Origin of the sequence: Comamonas squillarum (assembly GCF_025309455.1) — a bacterium.
Classification (GTDB): Bacteria; Pseudomonadota; Gammaproteobacteria; order Burkholderiales; family Burkholderiaceae_C; genus Comamonas; species Comamonas squillarum.
Map to the genome: position 1 here is coordinate 3,570,076 of NZ_CP104377.1, position 19,236 is coordinate 3,589,311.

The 19,236-nt window shown below is 60.8% G+C and carries 16 protein-coding genes; 10 read left to right on the forward strand and 6 right to left on the reverse strand.

Annotated elements, in window-relative coordinates; translation table 11 throughout:
- Positions 1 to 8: 8 nt before the first annotated feature.
- Positions 9 to 851, reverse strand: a complete 843-nt coding sequence (locus N4T19_RS16515; protein WP_260718550.1) for a siderophore-interacting protein — start codon at positions 849 to 851, stop codon at positions 9 to 11.
- 502 nt (positions 852 to 1,353) lie between these two features.
- On the opposite strand from N4T19_RS16515, the gene N4T19_RS16520 reads away from it, so the two are divergent.
- Together N4T19_RS16520 and N4T19_RS16525 are read left to right on the forward strand one after the other, a co-directional pair.
- A complete protein-coding gene (locus N4T19_RS16520; protein ID WP_260718551.1) occupies positions 1,354 to 5,592 on the forward strand; it encodes an RHS repeat domain-containing protein in 4,239 nt (1,412 codons plus the stop codon).
- Positions 5,593 to 5,952: 360 nt separating this feature from the next.
- On the forward strand, positions 5,953 to 6,411 hold the full coding sequence (locus N4T19_RS16525) for a hypothetical protein (RefSeq protein ID WP_260718552.1): 459 nt from the start codon (positions 5,953 to 5,955) through the stop codon (positions 6,409 to 6,411).
- Between the two features lie 677 nt (positions 6,412 to 7,088).
- On the opposite strand, the gene N4T19_RS16530 is transcribed toward N4T19_RS16525, so the two are convergent.
- From N4T19_RS16530 to N4T19_RS16545, 4 genes are all read right to left on the reverse strand, one after another.
- On the reverse strand, positions 7,089 to 7,307 hold the full coding sequence (locus N4T19_RS16530) for a hypothetical protein (protein WP_260718553.1): 219 nt from the start codon (positions 7,305 to 7,307) through the stop codon (positions 7,089 to 7,091).
- Between the two features lie 355 nt (positions 7,308 to 7,662).
- On the reverse strand, positions 7,663 to 8,400 hold the full coding sequence (locus N4T19_RS16535) for a hypothetical protein (protein WP_116925349.1): 738 nt from the start codon (positions 8,398 to 8,400) through the stop codon (positions 7,663 to 7,665).
- 146 nt (positions 8,401 to 8,546) lie between these two features.
- A complete protein-coding gene (locus N4T19_RS16540) occupies positions 8,547 to 9,152 on the reverse strand; it encodes a glutathione S-transferase family protein (protein WP_260718554.1) in 606 nt (201 codons plus the stop codon).
- Positions 9,153 to 9,223: 71 nt separating this feature from the next.
- The gene (locus tag N4T19_RS16545; RefSeq protein WP_116925351.1) at positions 9,224 to 10,462 is read right to left on the reverse strand and encodes a CaiB/BaiF CoA transferase family protein; all 1,239 of its coding nucleotides are present in this window, start codon (positions 10,460 to 10,462) and stop codon (positions 9,224 to 9,226) included.
- Between the two features lie 175 nt (positions 10,463 to 10,637).
- On the opposite strand from N4T19_RS16545, the gene N4T19_RS16550 reads away from it, so the two are divergent.
- The 7 genes from N4T19_RS16550 to N4T19_RS16580 all read left to right on the forward strand — a co-directional run bounded on the left by N4T19_RS16550 (position 10,638) and on the right by N4T19_RS16580 (position 17,109).
- A complete protein-coding gene (locus N4T19_RS16550; protein ID WP_260718555.1) occupies positions 10,638 to 11,606 on the forward strand; it encodes a Bug family tripartite tricarboxylate transporter substrate binding protein in 969 nt (322 codons plus the stop codon).
- Between the two features lie 5 nt (positions 11,607 to 11,611).
- Positions 11,612 to 12,679: a mandelate racemase/muconate lactonizing enzyme family protein gene (locus N4T19_RS16555; RefSeq protein WP_260718556.1), complete on the forward strand. Its 1,068-nt coding sequence runs from the start codon at positions 11,612 to 11,614 to the stop codon at positions 12,677 to 12,679.
- 79 nt (positions 12,680 to 12,758) lie between these two features.
- Positions 12,759 to 13,784 carry a Bug family tripartite tricarboxylate transporter substrate binding protein gene (locus N4T19_RS16560; protein WP_260718557.1) on the forward strand — a complete coding sequence of 342 codons (1,026 nt, stop codon included), beginning with the start codon at positions 12,759 to 12,761 and terminating at the stop codon, positions 13,782 to 13,784.
- Positions 13,785 to 13,788: 4 nt separating this feature from the next.
- A complete protein-coding gene (locus N4T19_RS16565) occupies positions 13,789 to 14,643 on the forward strand; it encodes an alpha/beta fold hydrolase (protein WP_260718558.1) in 855 nt (284 codons plus the stop codon).
- Positions 14,644 to 14,676: 33 nt separating this feature from the next.
- Positions 14,677 to 15,645 (forward strand): LysR family transcriptional regulator, encoded by a 969-nt coding sequence (locus N4T19_RS16570; RefSeq protein ID WP_116925355.1) that lies wholly within the window; start codon positions 14,677 to 14,679, stop codon positions 15,643 to 15,645.
- Positions 15,646 to 15,721: 76 nt separating this feature from the next.
- Entirely contained in the window at positions 15,722 to 16,297 is a 576-nt protein-coding gene (locus tag N4T19_RS16575) for a carboxymuconolactone decarboxylase family protein (protein WP_182344362.1), read from the forward strand.
- Complete coding sequence (locus tag N4T19_RS16580; protein ID WP_116925357.1) at positions 16,294 to 17,109, forward strand: amidohydrolase family protein; 816 nt, start codon at positions 16,294 to 16,296, stop codon at positions 17,107 to 17,109. Before N4T19_RS16575 ends, N4T19_RS16580 begins: the two co-directional genes overlap by 4 nt.
- A 34-nt stretch (positions 17,110 to 17,143) precedes the next feature.
- Here the strand turns inward: N4T19_RS16580 and N4T19_RS16585 are convergent, their stop codons facing one another.
- Positions 17,144 to 17,929, reverse strand: coding sequence for an enoyl-CoA hydratase/isomerase family protein (locus tag N4T19_RS16585; protein WP_116925358.1), 786 nt, complete (start codon positions 17,927 to 17,929; stop codon positions 17,144 to 17,146).
- A 236-nt stretch (positions 17,930 to 18,165) separates the two neighbouring features.
- On the opposite strand from N4T19_RS16585, the gene N4T19_RS16590 reads away from it, so the two are divergent.
- On the forward strand, positions 18,166 to 19,158 hold the full coding sequence (locus tag N4T19_RS16590) for a Bug family tripartite tricarboxylate transporter substrate binding protein (RefSeq protein WP_260718559.1): 993 nt from the start codon (positions 18,166 to 18,168) through the stop codon (positions 19,156 to 19,158).
- The last annotated feature ends 78 nt before the right edge of the window (positions 19,159 to 19,236 follow it).

Sequence of the window (19,236 nt, forward strand, 5' to 3'; positions counted from 1 at the left end):
GTGTGCGGTCACTCTTCAATGACTTCATGCACGCCGGAGCTGCCACGCTTCCAGTAGGCCGCTGCCTTGGTCCATTTGGGGTGGGCGCCATGCTCGGCAATCAGCGCTGCACGCAGCGCCTTGGCGGCCGTCGATTCCAGCGCTACCCAGTTGTAGTAATCGCCGGCTGGCGCATCGATCTGGCGCAAAGCCGCTAGCAGCCGCTGCGCATCGCCAGCTGGCTGGCCCTGGCGGTGCACCCAGTGCACCTGCAGGTCGGCAGCACTGTCCAGCTTTTGCTCGTCGGCTGCGTCATTCACCTCCACCACCACCACCGCCTGGGTGCCGGCAGGCAGCTCGCGCAGGCGGCGCGTGATCGCTGGCAGCGCCGCATCATCACCAATCAGCAGGTGCCCATCAAACGCCGTGGGCACGATGAAGGAGCCACGCGGCCCCGCAATACCCAGTGCATGCCCAGCGGCCGCCTGCAGCGCCCAGGCAGTGGCAGGGCCGGCCTCATGCACCGCAAAGTCAATCGCCAAGGTCTGCGCCTGCGCATCGTAAGAGTGGGGCGTGTAGTCCCGCATCGCCTCGCGCATCGCGGGCGGCAGGCCTTCGCTGCCGGGTGGCGGCAGCTGCAGCTCGCCATTGGCATCCGGAAACAGCAGCTTCACATGGTCATCAAAGCCCAGGCTGCTAAAACCCGCCAGGTCAGCACCCTGCAAACGGATGCGCAGCATATGCGGCGTCAGCTGCTCCACCGATGCAACGGTGGTGCGGCGCAGCTTGATCTCATGGCGCGCCCGCTCAGGCGCACGCGCAGCCAACAGCTCGGGGGAAGGGGAAGTGGGAAGGCTCAGTTGCAAGGGCATGGTGTGTTCATTCCGTGTGTAAGATATATCTTTTATCTTAAATGAGAACCATTCCTGCTGCTAGGGCGGGGTGGCAATCCCTGGTTGGGGTGTGGCTTTGGCGGGGGTGGGGTTGTCAAATGAAGGAGGGTGTGCGCAATGCTGGCTGTCTTTCATCCTTGATTGATGAAGAGGTCTCTCACCGCTGCTGCACGGCGCGGAACAGCGTGTCCTGATGGCAGCGCCTCTTACGTTCTCGGCTTGGTCTGTGTTGCATTCCACTGACTCGTCAGCGCAGCGTAAGCATTGCTGAATCAAATGCAAAAAGTTATTGATATTAATTTTTTGATAGTTTTGTTCTTGTGTGTTTTGTTCGGTTGGCGCTACTTCCATGATTGCGCCGAACCACTGCAAAGCCAAAAACAGGGGCAAGAGGGATCTACATATGCCTAGCGCAAAGCACTGCGGCCTAAGAACGCTACAAACACCAAGGTCGTCCATCACCTGGGCTACCAGCCCATCCATGCGAGGGAGTCTGTTTGCCTACCTGCTGTCGAGCGCATTTTGGGCCTCCGCTCAAGGCATCTCAGGCATCGGCGCTTTCGCACCCAACACCGAGCTGGGCTTCACCCCCGTCGCCAAAGCCGGCGAGCCGCGCATCAACTGGATCAATGGCGAGTACCAGGAGAGCAACACCGACCTGAGCGTCAAAGTGCTGGGCGGCAGCTTGGACATTGCCCGCTCCTGGAGCCAGGGGCGCTGGTGGCTCAACCCCGCCTGGGCACCGCTCAGCTTTGAGCTCGATCCGCTGGGCAGCGACGCCAAAGTGATAGAGCGGGTGGGAGTGCTCTACGAACGCAGCGGCCAAAGCGATCTGTACATGGCCAAGAGCAAAGGCAACGCCCCCGTCTATATCAAAAGGCTCAAGGATGCAGCTGGCCAGCACACCGGCTGGCAGTGGTACGACCGCTTTGGCAACACCATCCACTACAGCGCAGACGGCGTCATCCAAAGCTATGCCAACGCCAGCGGCGTCAAAGTCAGCTTCGCCTACGACAGCGCCACCAGCGCCCGCATCCTGGACCACGGGGGCAAAACCATCTACACCGTCACCATGGCAGGGGGCCTGATCACAAGAATAGAAGACCTGGCTGGGCGCAGCGTCAGCTACCAATGGGCAGGCCAGCGCCTGGCCCAGGTCACCGACGTCATGGGCAACGCCTGGAAGTACGGGTACGACGCCAACGGCCAGATCACTAGCCGCACCGACCCGCTGGGTCTCAAGATCAGCGCCCAGTACATCCAAAGCATCCCCGCACCCGAGCCCATGCTGAGCCTGGGCAAGAAGGGCGTCACCATCGACCCCACAGGTACCAGCGGCACCACGCAAAAGCTCGCCAACCTCTGGGGCGGCGGACGCGTAGGCCAGTTTGACGGGCAAAGTGGCTGCGCATCAACGGGCGCCAACAACTACCTGCGCGAGCGCCGGGTGTTTGAAGTCACCTACACCGACTGCCGGGGCAACGCCACCGTCACCCAGTACGACCTGCAAGGCAATGAGCTCAGTCGCACCTTCAACGGTAAAAAGACCGCCTCCAACCAATGGGATGGCGCTTACAGCCAGAAATACACCAATGCCCGGGGCTACAGCACCACCACGACCTACGACAGCAACTACCAACCGCTGCAAATCACCCATCCCGATGGCAGCGTGGAGAAGTACACGTATGAGCCCGTGTTTGGACGGCAGAGCAGCTACACCAACCAGTTGGGGGTTGTGAGTACCTGGCGCTATGACAGCAAAGGCAATGTCATCGAATGGGTGGAGGCCAAAGGCCTACCTGAGCAGCGCACCACCCTCTACACCTACGACCCCTACAGCCAGCTCACCAGCAGCACAAAGGGCGCGGGCGATGCGACCAAGGCGGATGCGATTACCCAAAGCTGGCAGTACGACAGTGCGGGCAACGTGACCGCCCAAACCGATGGGGAGGGGCACACGAGAACGATGGCGTATGACTTGCGCGGGGCCCCCACCAGCAAGACCGATGCACTGAACCGCACAACCAGCCTGGAGGTGGATGCCGCTGGCAATGTGACCAAGGCCTCCAATCCATTGGGCCACGCTACCCAAATCCGCTATGACGCGAGAGGCAGGCGCACCCATGTCATCAGCCCCATGGGCAACACCCAGGTCACCCGCTACGACCAGCGGGGCCGAGTGATTGAAATCCTGGCACCAGGCGAGACCGAAGGCGCGGGCCGCAGAACCGCCTATGACAGCAATGGCTGGCCTATCCAGTCGATCAGCCCAAGCGGCCTGGTCACAGAAACCACCTATGACGCGAGAGGCCGCATTCAGGCCACCAAGGACCCTGCAGGCAACACCACCAGCTACGAATACGGGGCAGATGATACCGAGCAGGCAGGGCTGCTGATAGCCACCCAGTACCCCACCTACAAAGAGACCTACCGGTATGACCAACAGGGTAGGCTAACGGCGACCACCCAGCACCTGGGTGGCGGAGAGAGTCGCACACAAAGCCAAACCTATGATGTGCTGGGCCAGCGTGTAGCGAGCACCGATCCTGCAGGCAAGACCACGCTGGTTGAGTACGATGCACTGGGCAGAAAGATCAAGGGCACGGACCCCGCAGGGCAAGCCACTAAACAAAGCTGGGATGCCTTTGACCAGCTGACCAGCCTCAGGGATGCCAATGGCAACACCCACCGGTTCGAGTACGACAAATCAGGACAGCAGACCAAAGAAATTCGCCCCATGGGCGGAGCCATTGCCTACCGCTACGACGCTGCCCATCAACTGATCTTGCGCACCGATGCAGGAGGCAATACCCGCAGCTACAGCTACGACGCGGCCGGCCGCATGACGCAAGCGCAACACCAGCTTGGCGGCACCACCCTGGATGAGAAAACCAGCTACCGGTACGACAACGATGGGCGCCTTGCTGCCTACGAACAGCAAGATGGCAACGGCCAACTTATCAGCAGCGCCAGCTACAGCCAAGATGCCCAAGGGCGCACAGCACAAAGCCAAACGACGTATGGAAAAGTAGATGAATCTGGAAGCTTCAGCTTCACCACAGGCCAAAGCTTTAACAGCGACGGCCAACTGGCTAGCCACACCTACCCCGACGGCAGCACGCAAACCTATAGCTACACCAAGGGGCAGCTCGCCAACATCACGCTACCCAACAGCAGCGAGATCCGCTACCAAAACTACCAGTGGAATATGCCCACGGTCATTCAAACCCCAGGAGCAACCAAATCCTTGGCGCTGGATGCCCTGCAACGCCCCACCAGCATCCAGGTCAAGAACGGCAGCAACCAGGTTCTCGCCAGCAAGGCCTACCAATACGACAGGGCTGGCAATATCACCCAGATCGACAGCGACCTGGGCACCACCCAATATGGCTATGACAGCTTAGACCGCCTCACCCAGGCGACGCCAGACCAAAGCCTGCAGGGCCTGGGCCTGCCCAGCGAACAATATGGCTATGACGCCGTAGGCAACCGCACCAGCAGCGCGCACCAGCCGGGCGCCTGGAGCTACAACGCCGACAACCAAATGGTCCGTTACCCCAGCAAAACACCGTTTAGCCCAAGCCCTGCGGTAGACACCCAGGTGAGCTACACCCCGCAGGGCCATACCCAGCAGGAAACAAGCGGCGAGGACAGCAAAACCTACCGCTACAACGCCGCTGAGCGGCTGACCGCCTACGAGAGCACTGACGGCACGCAAGCGCAGTACCGCTACGACCCGTTCGGCCGCAGAATCAGCAAGAGCGTGACCAAAGACGCGGCCACGCAGGTGACCTACTTTATCTACAGCGAGCAGGCGCTGATGGGAGAGCTGGACAAGGATGGCAAGCTGCAACGGGCTTATGGATTCAATCCGGTTGCGGGGCAGCAGGGGTTGTGGAGTACGGATCCGGTTTGGCAGGCGGAGGTTGTTAATAGTGGTTTAGCTAGTTCCCAAACCGGCTATCACTATTTGCATACCGGTAATCTGGGGACTCCAGAAACGGCGACTGACAAGACTGGCGTTGTGACTTGGAAAATTATCTCTGAAGCGTTTGGTGCTACGGAGATTATTGAAAATTTAGTATTGGTGAATTTGAGGTTCCCAGGTCAATATTGGGACGCAGAGAAGCAAAATTCTTATAATTTCCACAGAGATTACGAGGGATATATCGGTAGATATTTGCAAGAAGATCCAATTGGGGTGTTTGGGGGTATTAATTTTTACAATTATGTGGGCGGGCACGTTTTAGGCTATATGGATCCAGCTGGCTTAAGCGAGGTAACGGGGGAGTGGATCAGTCAACCTAAATTGAATATCGTTGACTATGGAATCGATGGCTTTAGTTTTGTTTCGCCTTCGTGGTCTTGGTGGGGTTATGTGCAGTTTATTAGGCTTCACGTTTATGCTAATGGGTATATTAATATTGATGTTCGCTGCACACTGGTTACGGATTGCGGATCTAAAGAGTGGAATATCCATCAAAAAATACCTCTTCAAGAAAAAGCATTTAAAGATTTCGGTCCTAATATATATGCACTTGGCATCGGTTTTGTGACATCTGGTTTTGTTGGTGTAGCTGCAAATATTCTGATAGGAGGTTTGGCAGCTCTTGATGCTGGAGCTGAGGCCTTATCTGAATTAAATAAAAAAGCAGGCGTAAGACTCTCTTTAATATCCGCGCAAGGCCCTGCTTCCATCTGTACGGGCCCAGTTTTTTAACTGTATTGTATGAAAAATGTTTGCATAACTATTTATTTTATTTTGATTACTGCTCTATGGATTGTATTATATTCTTCTAGTAGAAGTGTTTTGAGGAGTGATGAATATAGAAATAGCGCAGGGGCTAAATTTTTCTGGCCTAAAATATGGTTTAAATTGTGGAAAAAAGAAATCTATAATAAAAATTCGTTATGGATGATTTTATCCTTGCCGCTTTTTGCCTCTATTGCTATTTTTATCATGATTATTATGTTTTTCGGTCACAAAATATGTCTGTAATCAATTAATTTCTGAAGACTGCATGAGAGTTGTCATATTTAATAACTGCCGGTTATGTCAAATGCTTTATAAGTCTAGATGATGAATTTAAATATTGTGCGAAAAATTTTGTTTCTTGCAATAATTTTGTATTCCAGATCGTCTTTATCTGATAGTAGCTGTCCAGTAGATTTCATCTTGTTAGAGAAAGGTAACGGAAGGCTTGAATTAGGTCTCGAGAATAACATGAGCAAACCTCATGAAATTCAATACGACCGACTACCGTGGGTGCTTTTGTCTGGCGGTGTGGAATTCCATGTGTCGGTTGACGGCAAACGAATCCGACAGGTGCATGGAGTCGGACGAAATACATTGGTTTTAAAATTAGGTCCTAAATCTTCAATATCTAGTGAGGTTGATATAGGTTATTTATCCTCGCTTTACTCTGGAATTTCTATTGATAGAGTTTCAATTGCATGGGAATACGGTATTCCAAATAGTGAGATTTTTGAAAAGCATTGCCGTCGTTTCGAGGGGGTGCTCAAATCTCCTCCCACATAAAACTATCAAATCATAAGTGGGATTTTTAATGCTGCAAATGTGAGAGCTAATGATAAAGGCGATTGATATTAATTTTTATGGGCGCTGGATAGCTTAAGCGCATCGGTTCAGCCGTGCCCTGTGCATGTTAGCGTTGAGTCAAAAAATAACGATGTGTTAGTCGTCTCGATCGATAGCATCTCGTCCCGAGACTTGGACATTCTCTACGATTTTCTTTCTTAGTCCATATTCGGTTTCGGAATAAACTATTCTGCGAAATACAGAGAGGCGAAAACAGAGATTAGACCTATATATGCCTTTGGACACCGCTCGGAGATTTTTGTGCTTAAGGCAAATACTTCTATGCAGCAAGAAGTATCTTTATACAAGCGCTTTAATGATCTGAAATCAGATGCTGGAGTTGTTGATGTAGCTTGGGTCTACAGATTTCCGGAGCCGGGAAAAGGGACAGAGGGCTGCGCTCAGTTCAAAGGCCAATTTTCTATTTTTGACACACCCACCAAACGGACTTCAGAATGAAGTCGTTCGACTAGTAGCATTTGGCGGTGGTGTGTTCACTGCTTTCTGGGATGCGGCGAGAGGCATGTGCAGATGGGATGCCAGCAGCCGTTTTTCCTGCTTCTCTCAGCGCCTGCGCCAACCCGAACCCGAACTTGGCGCAGATTCCCAAGCACCCGTCACCCTTCCCCCACCCCCGCATACACCCCCCGCGTAAACGCCTCCTCAAACACCGAATACCCCGACCAATCACTGTGCGCAAAATGCAGACGCCCGGTGCTTGGAGTGGGCAGGGCCTGGAGGCGTTCGCCGTTGATCAGCGCTGGGCGCTTGGCGCTGTTGGTGGGTTGGCCGATGCGGCTCGGCACGGTCTGGGTGCCGGGGCGGGGGATGTCCATCGCGTAGCCTTAGCGCCTGGCCTCGACGTTGCTGGTTTTTTGGTAAATGTCGGCGTGTGCGCGGGTCAAGGGTGGCCTGGGTTTGGTTGCGCACAGCTTCCCAGCCTTGGGCAAGCATTTGTTGGTGGGCGGTGCTGGCGCCGGGCTGGTTGGCGCCAAGCGGGCTAATCGCAGGTGAGAACGGTGGGAAGGATGGCGATTTCTGGTCGGCGCATGGCTAAGCCGGGGCGTTGCTAAAGGCTGGGGACCGCGAGGAGCAGGGGCGCGGTCAGTGAAGCAACGATTCACAGAGAGGCTTGGGCGTGTGACCTGGATGTGCCCATGGAGTCGCCTGGCAAAGCTTGTGTTGGCTGCACTAAAACCTGGTGGCAAGTTGCGATTGGTAGAAATCGTGGAAGACGTCTACCGGTGCGGAAGTGGCCAGTGGTAGTAGCGGAAAGCATTGTGCGGGATTGTCTGCGCTGGCTTGACTGTCGACCCGCTGAAGGAACGCTGCCGCAGCGCTCTTTCGGACGCCGCCGTGGCGGTTCAAAAACTGGCCCCACAGTGGCATGTTGCGAAATCGGTTGCTGGCCACCATTGCGTGCGCGGTGTAAGGCGGAGGAAACAGCCGCTTGTAGGTTGGCAAGTGGTAGAGCCAGGAGACACCCGCTATCTGCCTGGCTGATGGTTGCTCGGCGCGAACATGGGCCACGAGTGCAGCGAGCTCCGATAAGCGCAGCCCCATGCGTTCGTCGCTCAAGGGTCCCTGCAAACTGTGGTCGTCGTTGTGGAAGTGAAGCCTGATCTGACCCGGCTCCCCCAAAGCATACGAAAAACAGCCGAATGTTGCGATCACCGAGTCGGGACGGTCAAGGTGCGGACGCTGGGTGTAGACATGGTAGGTCCATGCACCAAGGTCCGGATGGTCTTTCAGCCCCGCAATGTAGGCCATCCATCTGGGGTGGTGGGGGTCGAAATCTCGACCGCCCACTAGTCGGACGTAGAAATTCGTGTAGTCGAGCAGGGCCGTCTCCAGCTTCAGGTTCGCCAGTACCGCGATCTTTCTGGCGAAGTAGATCTGGAGATCAAAAAATTCCTTGGCGTAGGCCATCGCAGTAGCACTCCATGAAATTGCCGTTACGTTCGGATTTTGGGGCCTTGAACCGGGAATCGAGCCAGCCGTATCGATGAACCGTTTGCTAGGCCCTCCGTCCTGGCGATGATTCAGACAAATGGAGTCCCACACACTGCGTGCGATCAGCCGTCCACCGGCTCGGTAGCCGCCACGGATGGGCGCTGTTGCATCTTCGCAAACCATGCCGCCAGCTGCGGTGCCTGTTCGCGCCATCCCAGCGTGTCGAAACGGTAATCGATGTAGCCCAGCGCGCAGACGAGGGTCAGATGGCCGATGCCAAAGGCGCGCGCCTCCAGCGCCGGGACCTCGCCCTCCAGCAGATCCAGGCTGGCGCGGGTCTTGTGCTCGAACGCGGCCAATAGGGCCGCCAGCGGCACGGCGCGCTCGCGCTCGTTGCGCCACAGAATCAGCGCATCGAGCAGGCCGTCACCCAGCGCATGCCAGCGCAGCGCCGCCCAGCGGGCGTCGCCTTCCCGAGGGAACAGCGAGCCGCTGGCCAGATCGTCCAGGTACTCGCAGATGACGACCGAGTCAAACAGCGTCCGTCCGTCGTCCAGGATCAGTGTCGGGATCTTGGACAGCGGATTGTCCTGCATCAGGACGGCATTGGGCTTGAGCATCGCGGCCACGGAGCGGACCAGCTGCAGCTGCTGCGTCAGCTGCAGCTCATGGGCGCAGATCATGACTTTTCGGACATACGGCGATTTGGGGGACCAGTGAAGTTGCATAGAAAACCTGGAAGTGAAGACAGAAGAGCGCACCGGCGCTGGCGCGCATGGGGCATTGGCCGGTTCAGAGGCTACACCACACCACTGGCCAGCAGCTGGTCGATGCGCTCGGCCGAATAGCCCAGCTCCTCCAGCACCTGGCGCGAATGCTGCCCCAGCAGCGGTGGGGCCATTTGCTCCTGCAATGGTGTCTCGGAGAAGCGCATCGGGCTTACCACCTGCGGCACCTGCACGCCGCTGGGATGCGGCACATAGTGGAGCATGCCGCGGGCTTTGACCTGCGGGTCTTCGAACACGTCGGGCACCGAGTTGATGGCGCCGCAGGGCACGCCCGCGCCGTCGAGCGCCGCTATCAGCTCGGCGCGCGGGCGCTGGGCCAATTCATGGCGCAGCATCGCCGACAGGGCGGTGATGTTGCGCACGCGCTGTGCGTTGGTGGCAAAGCGTTCGTCCTGGGCCCACTCGGCGTGGCCCAGCACATCGCACAACTTGGCAAACTGCCCGTCGTTGCCGACCACCAGGATGGCGTCGCCATCAGCGCAGGCGTAGACATCCTGCGGCTGTATATTGGGATGCGCATTGCCGTTGCGCTGAGGCGTCTTGCCGGACACCAGGTAGTTCATGGCCTGGTTGGCCAGCATCGCCACCTGTACATCGAGCATGGCGATGTCGATCGATTCGCCAACGCCGCTTTCATCGCGGCGCGCCACGGCCGCGAGCACTGCCACCGCGGTATACATGCCGGTCATCAGGTCGACGATGGGCACACCGACCTTTTGCGGGCCGCCGCCCGGTTGGCCGTCGCGCTCCCCGGTAACGCTCATCAGGCCACCCATGGCCTGGATCAGGAAGTCATAGGCGGGCTGGTCGCGGCGCGGACCGGTCTGTCCAAATCCAGTGACCGAGCAATAGATGAGCCGTGGATTGATCTTGCGCAGGCTGGCTTCGTCCAGGCCATAGCGCGCGAGTGTGCCGGCCTTGTAGTTCTCCAGCACGATGTCCGACTGCAGGGCCAGGTCGCGCACGATCTGTTGTCCTTCTGCAGTGTCCAGGCTCACGGTGATCGAGCGCTTGCCGCGGTTCACCGCCAGGTAGTAGCCGGCTTCCTTGGTGTCCTTGCCCTCGGCATCCTTGAGAAAGGGTGGGCCCCAGGATCGCGTGTCGTCGCCGGCGCCCGGGCGTTCCACCTTGGTGACCGTAGCTCCCAGATCGGCCAGGATCTGCCCAGCCCAGGGCGCCGCAAGAATACGGCTCAGGTCGAGCACCCGCAGGTGCGACAACGGGCCAGAAGCCACTTTGGCATTGGTCATCAGAAAGACTCCAGTCAGCTATGCAATGCCTGGACTTTAGGGCGGCATTGGCAGTGCGCCTAGCCGGTGCGCGCGCAAGGCTGAGATGCTTCAAGGCACATAGCAGGCTTGCGATGCAAGGGTCTTACCTGGGCGCAAGGCTCTGCATAGACTGGTGCAAAAGGAGACAACGACCATGCATAGACGTACTTTTTCCAGCCTCTTGGCGGCTATCGGCCCCTTGCTCGCAAGCGGCCACGCGTGGGCCGACAACTGGCCCACCAAGCCGCTCAAGCTCATCGTTCCCTATGCGGCTGGCGGCCCGACCGACGCCATCGCGCGCATGATCGGAACCAAGATGGCAGCTTCCCTGGGGCAGCCGGTGGTAGTTGATAACCGGGCGGGCGCGGGCGGCACCATTGGCGTCGATGCCACCGCCAAGTCGCCAGCGGACGGCCACCAATTTGCGCTGGTCGCGCCGGGCCCGCTGGCCGGCATGCCCAACCTGACGAAAGTACCTTACTCGCTCGACGACCTGGAGTTTCTCACGCTGGCGGCGCGCATACCCAGCGTGATCGTGGTGAACCGTAAGTCCGGTATCACCTCGCTGGAGCAGTTGATTGCCAAGGCCAAGGCCGCGCCCAATACCCTGAACTACAGCTCCGCAGGTGCGGGCACCACGCCGCATATCGGCTTTGAGCTGTTCAAGCAGGAGACGGGCGCAGCCATCGTGCATGTGCCCTACAAGGGCGCGGCGCCTGCCATCAGCGCGGTACTGTCGGGCGAGGTGCAGATGACCATGGTGGATCTGCTGCCTATCTTGCCCTTTGCCGCCAATGGCAACCTGGTGGTGCTGGCGGTCGCGGGCAAGACGCGCGCACCGCAGCTGCCCGATGTTCCCACCACGGTGGAGCTGGGGCTGCCGAATGTGCTGATGGAGACCACCTATGGTCTGATTGCGCCCAAGGGCCTTCCTGCCGGCGTGCAGACCAAGCTGCGCGAAGCAGCCGTAGCGGCCATCAACTCGCCGGAGATGAAGGAGCGGTTTCTCAAGCAAGGCGCGATCGCTGCCACCTCGACGCCAGCGGAGTACCGCAGCCTGATGCAGGCCGAGTCTGATAAATGGCGCGGTGTGATCACCAGTGCGAAGATCACGCTGGACTGAACGCGATGAAGATTACCCACGCTTTGGTCAAGCCCTGCATCCAGGGGCTGGCTGATCCGCAATGGAAGTTTGCACGCGCGCAGGTGCCGCGCCTTGAAGGGGCGGTGCTGCAGCTGCAGGACGAGGACGGTCACATCGGCCTTGGCTATGTGCATGCGATACCCGCGATCTCCACACATGGCGCCGGCGCGCTGGCGGCGTTGGAGTTCCTCGCGCCACGGCTGATCGGTCGGCGTGCCGACGACATCGCCTCCATCATGGAAGAGGTGGATGCCACACTGGCCTTCAACCCCACCGTGAAGGCCGGCATCGATATGGCCCTGCATGACCTGCTGGCACGCCGCCTGGGCGTGCCGGTGCATGTGCTGCTGGGTGGCAAGATGCGCGATGGCGTCGCGCTGTCGCGCATTCTTCCAATCAAGTCGCCTGACGAAATGGCGGCCATCGCGGCAAGGCTGGCGGGCGAAGGCTATTCGCAGCTCAAGCTCAAGCTGGCGGGCGATACGGTGACCGACATCCAGCGCATTGCCGCCGTGCGCGCGGCAGTGGGGCCGCATGTGGCGCTGACGCTCGACCCCAACCAGTCGTACCACGCCAAGCAGCTGATCAGCGCGTTCTCCAAAATGGAGCGTTATGACATCGCGCTGATCGAGCAGCCCGTGCCTGCGGCCGATATCGCCGGGTTGGCCCTGCTGACGCGGACGCTGCCGGTGGCCATCGAGGCTGACGAGAGCGCGCAGAGCGTGCGCGATGTGTTCAGGCTGGTATCCGAACGCGTGGTGGATGTGATCAACCTCAAGGTCACCAACCTTGGCGGGCTGCGCCACTTCCTCGAAGCCGTGCGTATCTGCGAGGGCGGCCAGGTGGCCTGCCGCATCGGTGCGGCGTTCGGGCCGGCGCTGATGCAGGCCATGGCACTGCAGGCGGCATGCATTCCAAAGGCGCTTCCCTATGCCTGCGAGCTGTCGGAGCATCTGCATCTGCAAGACGACCCGTTCACGCCGCTGCCAGTGCAAGACGGCATCCTGACACTGCCCAAGGGGCAGGGCTGCGGCGTGGGCTGGCGTAGCTGAGACTGCGCGAAAGACCACCCCAGACGGTAGAACCCAGATTGCCCGGTGGCAGGGTTTCAATAACGAGGAGACAGCCGGCATGACATTTCCGCAAAACTTGGCTGCGCCTGCGAGCGCTGCCGCAGGCATAGGCCGACGCCCGTTGCTGCTGGCGCTGGCGGCAGCAGCGCTGTACGCCGCTGTGCCGTCCCTGGCAAGGGCTGAAGGCTTTCCCGACAAGCCACTGCGGCTGGTGGTGCCCTTCCCCGCCGGTGGCGCCGCTGACATGATGGCGCGCGGCATGGCGCAGCGCTTGGGATCCGAGCTGGGACAGCAGGTGGTCGTTGAAAACCGTGGAGGCGCTGGCGGCGTGACTGCTGCGGAGCTGGTAGCTCGTGCGCCTGCCGATGGCTATACGCTGTTTTTTGCCACCATGGGCACACAGGCCATCAACCCGGCGCTGTATGCCAAGCTGCGCTATGACCCGGTCAAGGACTTCGCGCCGGTGGCGTTGACGCACACCACCCCGCGGGTGCTGGTGGTGGGCGCGGCGGTGCCGGCGCGCACGGTCAAGGAGCTGATTGCGCTGGCAAAAAGCAAGCCTGGCGTGCTGACCTACGGCTCGGCTGGCAACGGCAGCTCCAGCCATCTGTCGGGTGCGCTGTTCGATGACCTTGCCGGGGTGAAGATGGTGCATGTTCCGTACAAGGGCAGTGCGCCGCTGCTCACCGATGTGCTGGCTGGCCGGGTCGACATGACCTTTGACTCCTACACCGTTTACGAAGAGCAGATCCGCAGCGGACGGGCCCGCGCGCTGGCCGTGACATCACGTACCCGGCTCAGTTCGCTGCCGGACATTCCCACGCTGGCCGAGTCGGGGCTGGCCGGTTACGACGTCTCGAACTGGCTGGGCGTCATGGCGCCAGCCGGCACACCCAAAGGCGTGATCGACAGACTGAATGCCGCGTTGGTGCGTGCCATGGCCACGCCCGAGCTGCGCAAACAGCTCACCCAACTGGGTATTGAGCCGACCTCCAGCAGCCCCGAAGAGTTTGCCCAGCTGGTGCGCAGCGAGATTCCCAAGTGGCGCAGCATTGTTAAGCAGTCCGGCGCGACGGTGGATTGATGCCATGAACGCGACGATCCCCCCAGCGGTGCTGCACTGCCGTGAGATGGTCTGCACCGGTGATGGCGAGATCGATGTAGTGATCGATGCTCCGCAGAACGGCGTGGGCCCGGCCATCGTGCTGCTACCGTCGTCGCAGCGCGATTCGCTGGATTTCGACCCCCTGGCGCGGCAGCTGGCGCTGCTCGGTCACCGCGTGCTGCGGCCCCAGCCACGCGGCATGGGGCGCACCACGCTGCCCGTCAGGCAGCTCACACTTCACGCGCTAGCGCAGGACGTGATCGACACCGTAGAGGCGCTGGGCGGCGGCAGCGCAGTGCTGGTCGGCCATGCGTTTGGCCATTTCATCGCGCGCGTGGCCGATATGGACCACCCGCAATGCGTGCGCGGCGTGGTCGTAGCGGGGGCCGCAGCGCGGGTGTTTCCGGCAGGCATGGCGGAATCGCTGGACATCGCCTCCGACCCCAGCCAGCCCGATGCCCTGCGCATCGCCCATCTGCAGCGCGCCTTCTTTGCCACGGGCAACGACCCCAGGGCCTGGCTTGAAGGCTGGCACCCCGATTTGCGGGCGATCTACCGCGCGGCCGGCACGGTGCCGGCCAAGGACCGCTGGTGGACGGTGGCCAATGCGCCGCTGCTGGACCTGCAAGGCGCTCAGGATCCCTGGCGCCCGCCGGAAAGCCGCTCGGAGCTGCAGAACCTGCTGGGCGCGCAGCGGGTGACGGTGCAGGTGATCGACCAGGCCAGCCATGCGCTGGTGGTGGAGCAACCCGTCGCGGTGGCTGGCGCAATCGCGCGCTGGATGGCCCTGCTGCCGGAGGGGGGCGGACGCGGCGCAGGCGCAGCACATGGGGTTTAATCAGCCATTGTCCTGATGCCTCTTTCCGATTCCATGTGCAGCGCTAAAGCCACCACACTCCAGCTCGACATCGCCTCCAACCTGCAAAAATGGCGCACGTTTTTGGCCATTGCCGAGCTTGGCAGCTTGACGCGGGCCGCGCTTTTTCTCGACAGCAATCAATCCCTGCTGAGCCGCCAACTGAATGCGCTGGAGCGCGACTGCGGCGCGCGGCTGTTCAACCGCACCGGGCGCGGCGTGACACTGTCCGATGTGGGCGAGCGCATCTTTCCCCATGTGAAGAACCTGCTGGCGGATGCCGAGCAGCTCGAAGTCGAGATCCGCGGCGAGGCGCGCGAGCCCGCCGGGCGTGTCACGGTGGGCTCCCTGCCCTCCATCTCCGGACCTATCGTCGGGCGGCTGTTCCAGCAGATCAGGGCGCAGTTTCCTGGCATCCACCTGAAGATCCTCGAAGGCTCGAGCGGCCAGGTGGAGGAATGGCTGGCCGATGCGCGCGTGGACATCGCCATTCTCTATCGATACAGCCATGCGGTGCCCGAGCAGGAGCAGGCGCTGGCCAGCGTGGAGAGCTTTCTGATCGGTCCGGCAGGCGATGCGCTGACTTCGGCACCAGAGGTGAACTTTTCTGCGCTGCACGATCTGCCCTTCATCTTGCCCGGTGCTCCCAATGGCCTGCGTACGACCTTGGATGCGCTGGCGCGCCAGGAGCACATGAATCTGGTCCCTGTCATCGAAGCCGATTCGCTGCCGCTGATGCGCTCTCTGGTCGCCCAGGAGGGGCTCTACACCGTGCTACCGATCCATGCCGTCTGGAGCGAGGTGCAAGACGGCAGCCTCAGCGCCGCGCGCATCGTCAATCCTCCCCTGCAGCGCATCGTCTCCATGGTCTTTGCCCGCAACAAGGGCCCGGGCCGCGCGGCGTCAGCCGTGGCGCGGCAGATCGCGCAGATCGTCGATGAACAGGCGCACGCCGGCATGTGGCGATCCACGCTGCAGGCATAACAGCTTTGCCGGCTTCAGGGGGGTGAGACGGCCGGGATGCATGGTGAAATCCATGACCTGCATACGAAGGAGACCCATGCCCCGCATTTCCCTACCCGCCCCAGAGAGCATGTCACCCGCTCAGCGCCAGGTCTACGACAAGGTCGTGTCCGGCCCGCGCGGCAAGATCGAGGGCCCGCTGCGCGCGGCGCTGCACAACGCCGAGTTGGCCGACTGCTGGCAAGCCCTCGGTGCGCTGCTGCGCTACCGCACCAGCCTGACGCAGCGGCAGTCGGAGATCGCCATCTTGGTGACGGGTCGCGCCTGCCAGTCTCCCTTCGAGTGGTATGCGCACCGGCGCGAATCGGAGAAGATCGGCATCGAGGTCGATATCCTCGAAGCCTTGCTGGCCCAGACGCCGCCGCCCTTTCGCGCGCCGGAGGAGCAGCTGGTGTACCAGTTCGCGCTGGAGCTCAACCAGCAGCGCTCGGTTTCGGATGCCACCTACGCGGCGACGCTGGAGGTGTTTGGCGAGCGCGCTGTGGTGGAGCTGACGGCGCTGGTCGGCTACTACACCATGGTGGCGATGACGCTCAATGCCCACGAGATTCCGTTGCCCGAAGGCCAGCAGCCGGCATTCCCCTTGCCCCAACACCAAGGAAATAGGCCATGAGCGATGCGATCACCCGGGGCTGGGACTGCCACGCCCACTTGTTCGGCCCCTACGCGCGCTATCCGCTGAACGAGGACCGCAGCTATACGCCACCCGAAGCCCTGCAGGCCGACTATCTGGCGCTGCTGGGGCGCCTGGACCTGACCCACGGCGTGCTCGTGCAGCCCAGCGCCTATGGGGAAGACCACCGCTTGCTGCTGGACACGCTCGCCGCCTTGCCGCAGCTGCGCGGCGTTGCCGTGCTGCGCCCCCATGCCGCGGAGCGCCTGCGCGGGCTGCGCGCGCGTGGCGTGCGTGCGGCGCGCTTCAGCCAACGCAGCGCCAGCGGCAACTTCGCCGGTAGTGCGTCGTTGCAGGATCTGGAAGACATGGCTGCTACCTTGGCCAGCGAAGGACTGCATGCCGAGCTGTGGACCGACTGCCAAGTGCTGCCCGATATCGCGCCGCGCCTGCGCCAGCTGCCGGTGCCGGTGGTCATCGATCACATGGGCGGTTTCGATGCCACCGCGGGCGTGGATGCGCCCGGCTTTCGCCAACTGCTGTCTTTGCTGGAGGAGGGCACGGTGTGGGTCAAGTTGTGCGCCTACCGCAACGTCTTAGGCGATGCCGACCTGGAGCGTGCCCGGCCGTTTCACGACCTGCTGCTGGAGGCCAACCCCGAGCAGCTGGTATGGGGCAGCGATTGGCCGCACCTGCGTGTGACGCCTGAGCCCGATGCCGGGCAGCTGCTGGAAACCTTCAAGCAATGGTCCGGGAGCGACACAGCGGTGCGCCAGGTGCTCCAGGACAACCCGACGCGACTCTACGACTGACGAGGTGGGGGCGCGCCATGCGCGCCGCCTGCGCTCAACGCCCGGTGAAAACCGGGGCGCGCTTTTCCTTGAACGCGAGCTGCGCTTCCTTGGCATCGTCGGTCTTGGCAATCTGCGCTGTCATGTCCTGTTCATAGCGGTAGCCATCGCGCAGGCTCATGTCCTCGACCACATTCATGGTGTGCTTGCCCATGCGTGTCGACACCGGGCTTTTGGAGGCGACGACGGCCGCCAGCTTCATCGCGGTGGGCATCAGCTCTTCGGGAGTGGTGCAGGCCAGAACGATGCCAAGGCGGTACAGCTCGGCGCCGGGCATACGGTAGCCCGTGAGCATCATGTGGCGCAGCTGGGTATGGTTGAACAGCCGCATCGCATGGCGGCTGCCGCCGAGCAAACCCACATCCACCTCGGGCAGCCCCAGCGATGCCTTGTCCGAGCACAGCAGCAGGTCGGACGATGCAGCCATCGCCAGGCCTGAGCCAAGCGCCACGCCATTGATCGCACAGATCACCGGCTTGGCGCATTCGCGGATCGCATGGAAGCACTCGCGCGTGCGCCGCGAGTGCGCCAGCAGGTCCCCGGGGCCTTTGATGACATCGGCCCGGCCCTTGAGATCCGCGCCGGCGCAGAACACTTTGCCAGCCCCCGTGAGCACCACGACGCGGACCTCGTCCATTTCCGAGACCCGATCCAACGCCCAGGTCAGCTCGTCATTGAGCGTGCGCGTCAGGGCGTTCACCGGGGGGCTGTCGAGCGTCATCACGGCAATATGGTCGCTGACCTCCACGCTCAACTGCGTCAATTCTTTCCAGTCGCTCATGTCTCTTCTCTTGGTGATGGCAAAGGATCAGTCTATCCAATGCCCCCCTGTGCCAGCCAGCTCTGCAGCATCACTTCTGCTATGCGCATTGGAGCGATGCAGGCACCGCCGCTATGTCTCGGGATGCATGCCAGCCTTGCCGCAGCTTGGCTGGTATTGGGCTGTGCTGTGCCTACACTCGGAGCAGTGCTGGTCCGCCGTGGCAATACAGCGCATAAGAAATGGAGAGACATCAAATGCAATGCAAGAAATTCATCGCCGGATTCGCTTTGGCCGCTTTGGCCGCTGTGGCAGTGACTGGAGTGCAGGCGGATGAGGGCCCGGGTGGCTACCCGAATAAGCCCATCCGCCTCGTTGTGCCTTTCCTGGCAGGCGGCGCCACCGACCAGATGGCGCGCGGTATGGCACAGAAGCTGGCAGAGGCGCTGGGGCAGCCGGTGATCGTGGATAACAAGGCGGGCGCAGGCGGCAGCATTGGTGCCGAGGCTGTTGCCAATGCCGCCAAGGATGGCTACACGCTGCTGTACTCGACGATGGGCGTGTTGACCATCAATCCCAGCCTCTATCCCAACCTCAAATACGATCCGGCCACCAGCTTTGCGCCGGTGGGCCTGACGCATGTCACTGCCAACCTGCTGGTGGTGAATCCGCAGGTGCCCGCAAAATCGGTGGCCGAGCTGGTGGCGCTGGCGCGCAAGAAGCCGGGTGGGCTGAGTTTCAGCTCTGCGGGCAACGGCACCAGCAGCCACCTGTCGGGCGAGCTGTTCAAATCGATCGCCGGGGTGGACATGCAGCATGTTCCCTACAAGGGCAGCTCAGCCGGGCTTCCCGACCTGATTGCCGGGCGCATCGACATGACTTTCGATACCGCGTCGCTCTTTGGCGAGTACACCAGGAGCGGCAAGCTGCGCCCGCTGGCGGTGACGTCACGTGAGCGCATGCCGGCCATGCCGGAGGTGCCGGCCATGGCTGAGACTGCAGGCTTCAAAGACTATGACGTCTCGCTGTGGCTGGGCGTTTTGGCGCCGGCCGGGACCTCTCCGGAGATCGTGTCCTACCTCAACCGTCAGTTGGTGAAGGTGATGCGCGAGCCGTCGATGGAAAATTCACTCAAACCCTACGGCATCCAGCCGCTGTACAGCAGCCCGCAGGAGTTTGCCAAGACCATCGCCCAAGACCGCAAGAAATGGGAGGCGGTGGTCAAGTCGGCAAAAGTCCAGGCAGATTGATCGGGACGCCTCGCGTCCGGTAGAAGAACCCCTGCTTTTTTTGTGAGCAAAGGAGCTTACCAGCGCCTGCTGCATCTC

What these genes read in the sequence shown, in the direction of transcription:
- N4T19_RS16540 (WP_260718554.1), bottom strand. Translation starts at nt 9,152, where the DNA reads ATGCAACTTCACTGGTCCCCCAAATCGCCGTATGTCCGAAAAGTCATG.
- N4T19_RS16520 (WP_260718551.1), top strand. Translation starts at nt 1,354, where the DNA reads ATGCGAGGGAGTCTGTTTGCCTACCTGCTGTCGAGCGCATTTTGGGCC.
- N4T19_RS16575 (WP_182344362.1), top strand. Translation starts at nt 15,722, where the DNA reads ATGCCCCGCATTTCCCTACCCGCCCCAGAGAGCATGTCACCCGCTCAG.
- N4T19_RS16560 (WP_260718557.1), top strand. Translation starts at nt 12,759, where the DNA reads ATGACATTTCCGCAAAACTTGGCTGCGCCTGCGAGCGCTGCCGCAGGC.
- N4T19_RS16570 (WP_116925355.1), top strand. Translation starts at nt 14,677, where the DNA reads ATGTGCAGCGCTAAAGCCACCACACTCCAGCTCGACATCGCCTCCAAC.
- N4T19_RS16580 (WP_116925357.1), top strand. Translation starts at nt 16,294, where the DNA reads ATGAGCGATGCGATCACCCGGGGCTGGGACTGCCACGCCCACTTGTTC.
- N4T19_RS16525 (WP_260718552.1), top strand. Translation starts at nt 5,953, where the DNA reads ATGAATTTAAATATTGTGCGAAAAATTTTGTTTCTTGCAATAATTTTG.
- N4T19_RS16565 (WP_260718558.1), top strand. Translation starts at nt 13,789, where the DNA reads ATGAACGCGACGATCCCCCCAGCGGTGCTGCACTGCCGTGAGATGGTC.
- N4T19_RS16550 (WP_260718555.1), top strand. Translation starts at nt 10,638, where the DNA reads ATGCATAGACGTACTTTTTCCAGCCTCTTGGCGGCTATCGGCCCCTTG.
- N4T19_RS16585 (WP_116925358.1), bottom strand. Translation starts at nt 17,929, where the DNA reads ATGAGCGACTGGAAAGAATTGACGCAGTTGAGCGTGGAGGTCAGCGAC.
- N4T19_RS16545 (WP_116925351.1), bottom strand. Translation starts at nt 10,462, where the DNA reads ATGACCAATGCCAAAGTGGCTTCTGGCCCGTTGTCGCACCTGCGGGTG.
- N4T19_RS16535 (WP_116925349.1), bottom strand. Translation starts at nt 8,400, where the DNA reads ATGGCCTACGCCAAGGAATTTTTTGATCTCCAGATCTACTTCGCCAGA.
- N4T19_RS16590 (WP_260718559.1), top strand. Translation starts at nt 18,166, where the DNA reads ATGCAATGCAAGAAATTCATCGCCGGATTCGCTTTGGCCGCTTTGGCC.
- N4T19_RS16515 (WP_260718550.1), bottom strand. Translation starts at nt 851, where the DNA reads ATGCCCTTGCAACTGAGCCTTCCCACTTCCCCTTCCCCCGAGCTGTTG.
- N4T19_RS16530 (WP_260718553.1), bottom strand. Translation starts at nt 7,307, where the DNA reads ATGGACATCCCCCGCCCCGGCACCCAGACCGTGCCGAGCCGCATCGGC.
- N4T19_RS16555 (WP_260718556.1), top strand. Translation starts at nt 11,612, where the DNA reads ATGAAGATTACCCACGCTTTGGTCAAGCCCTGCATCCAGGGGCTGGCT.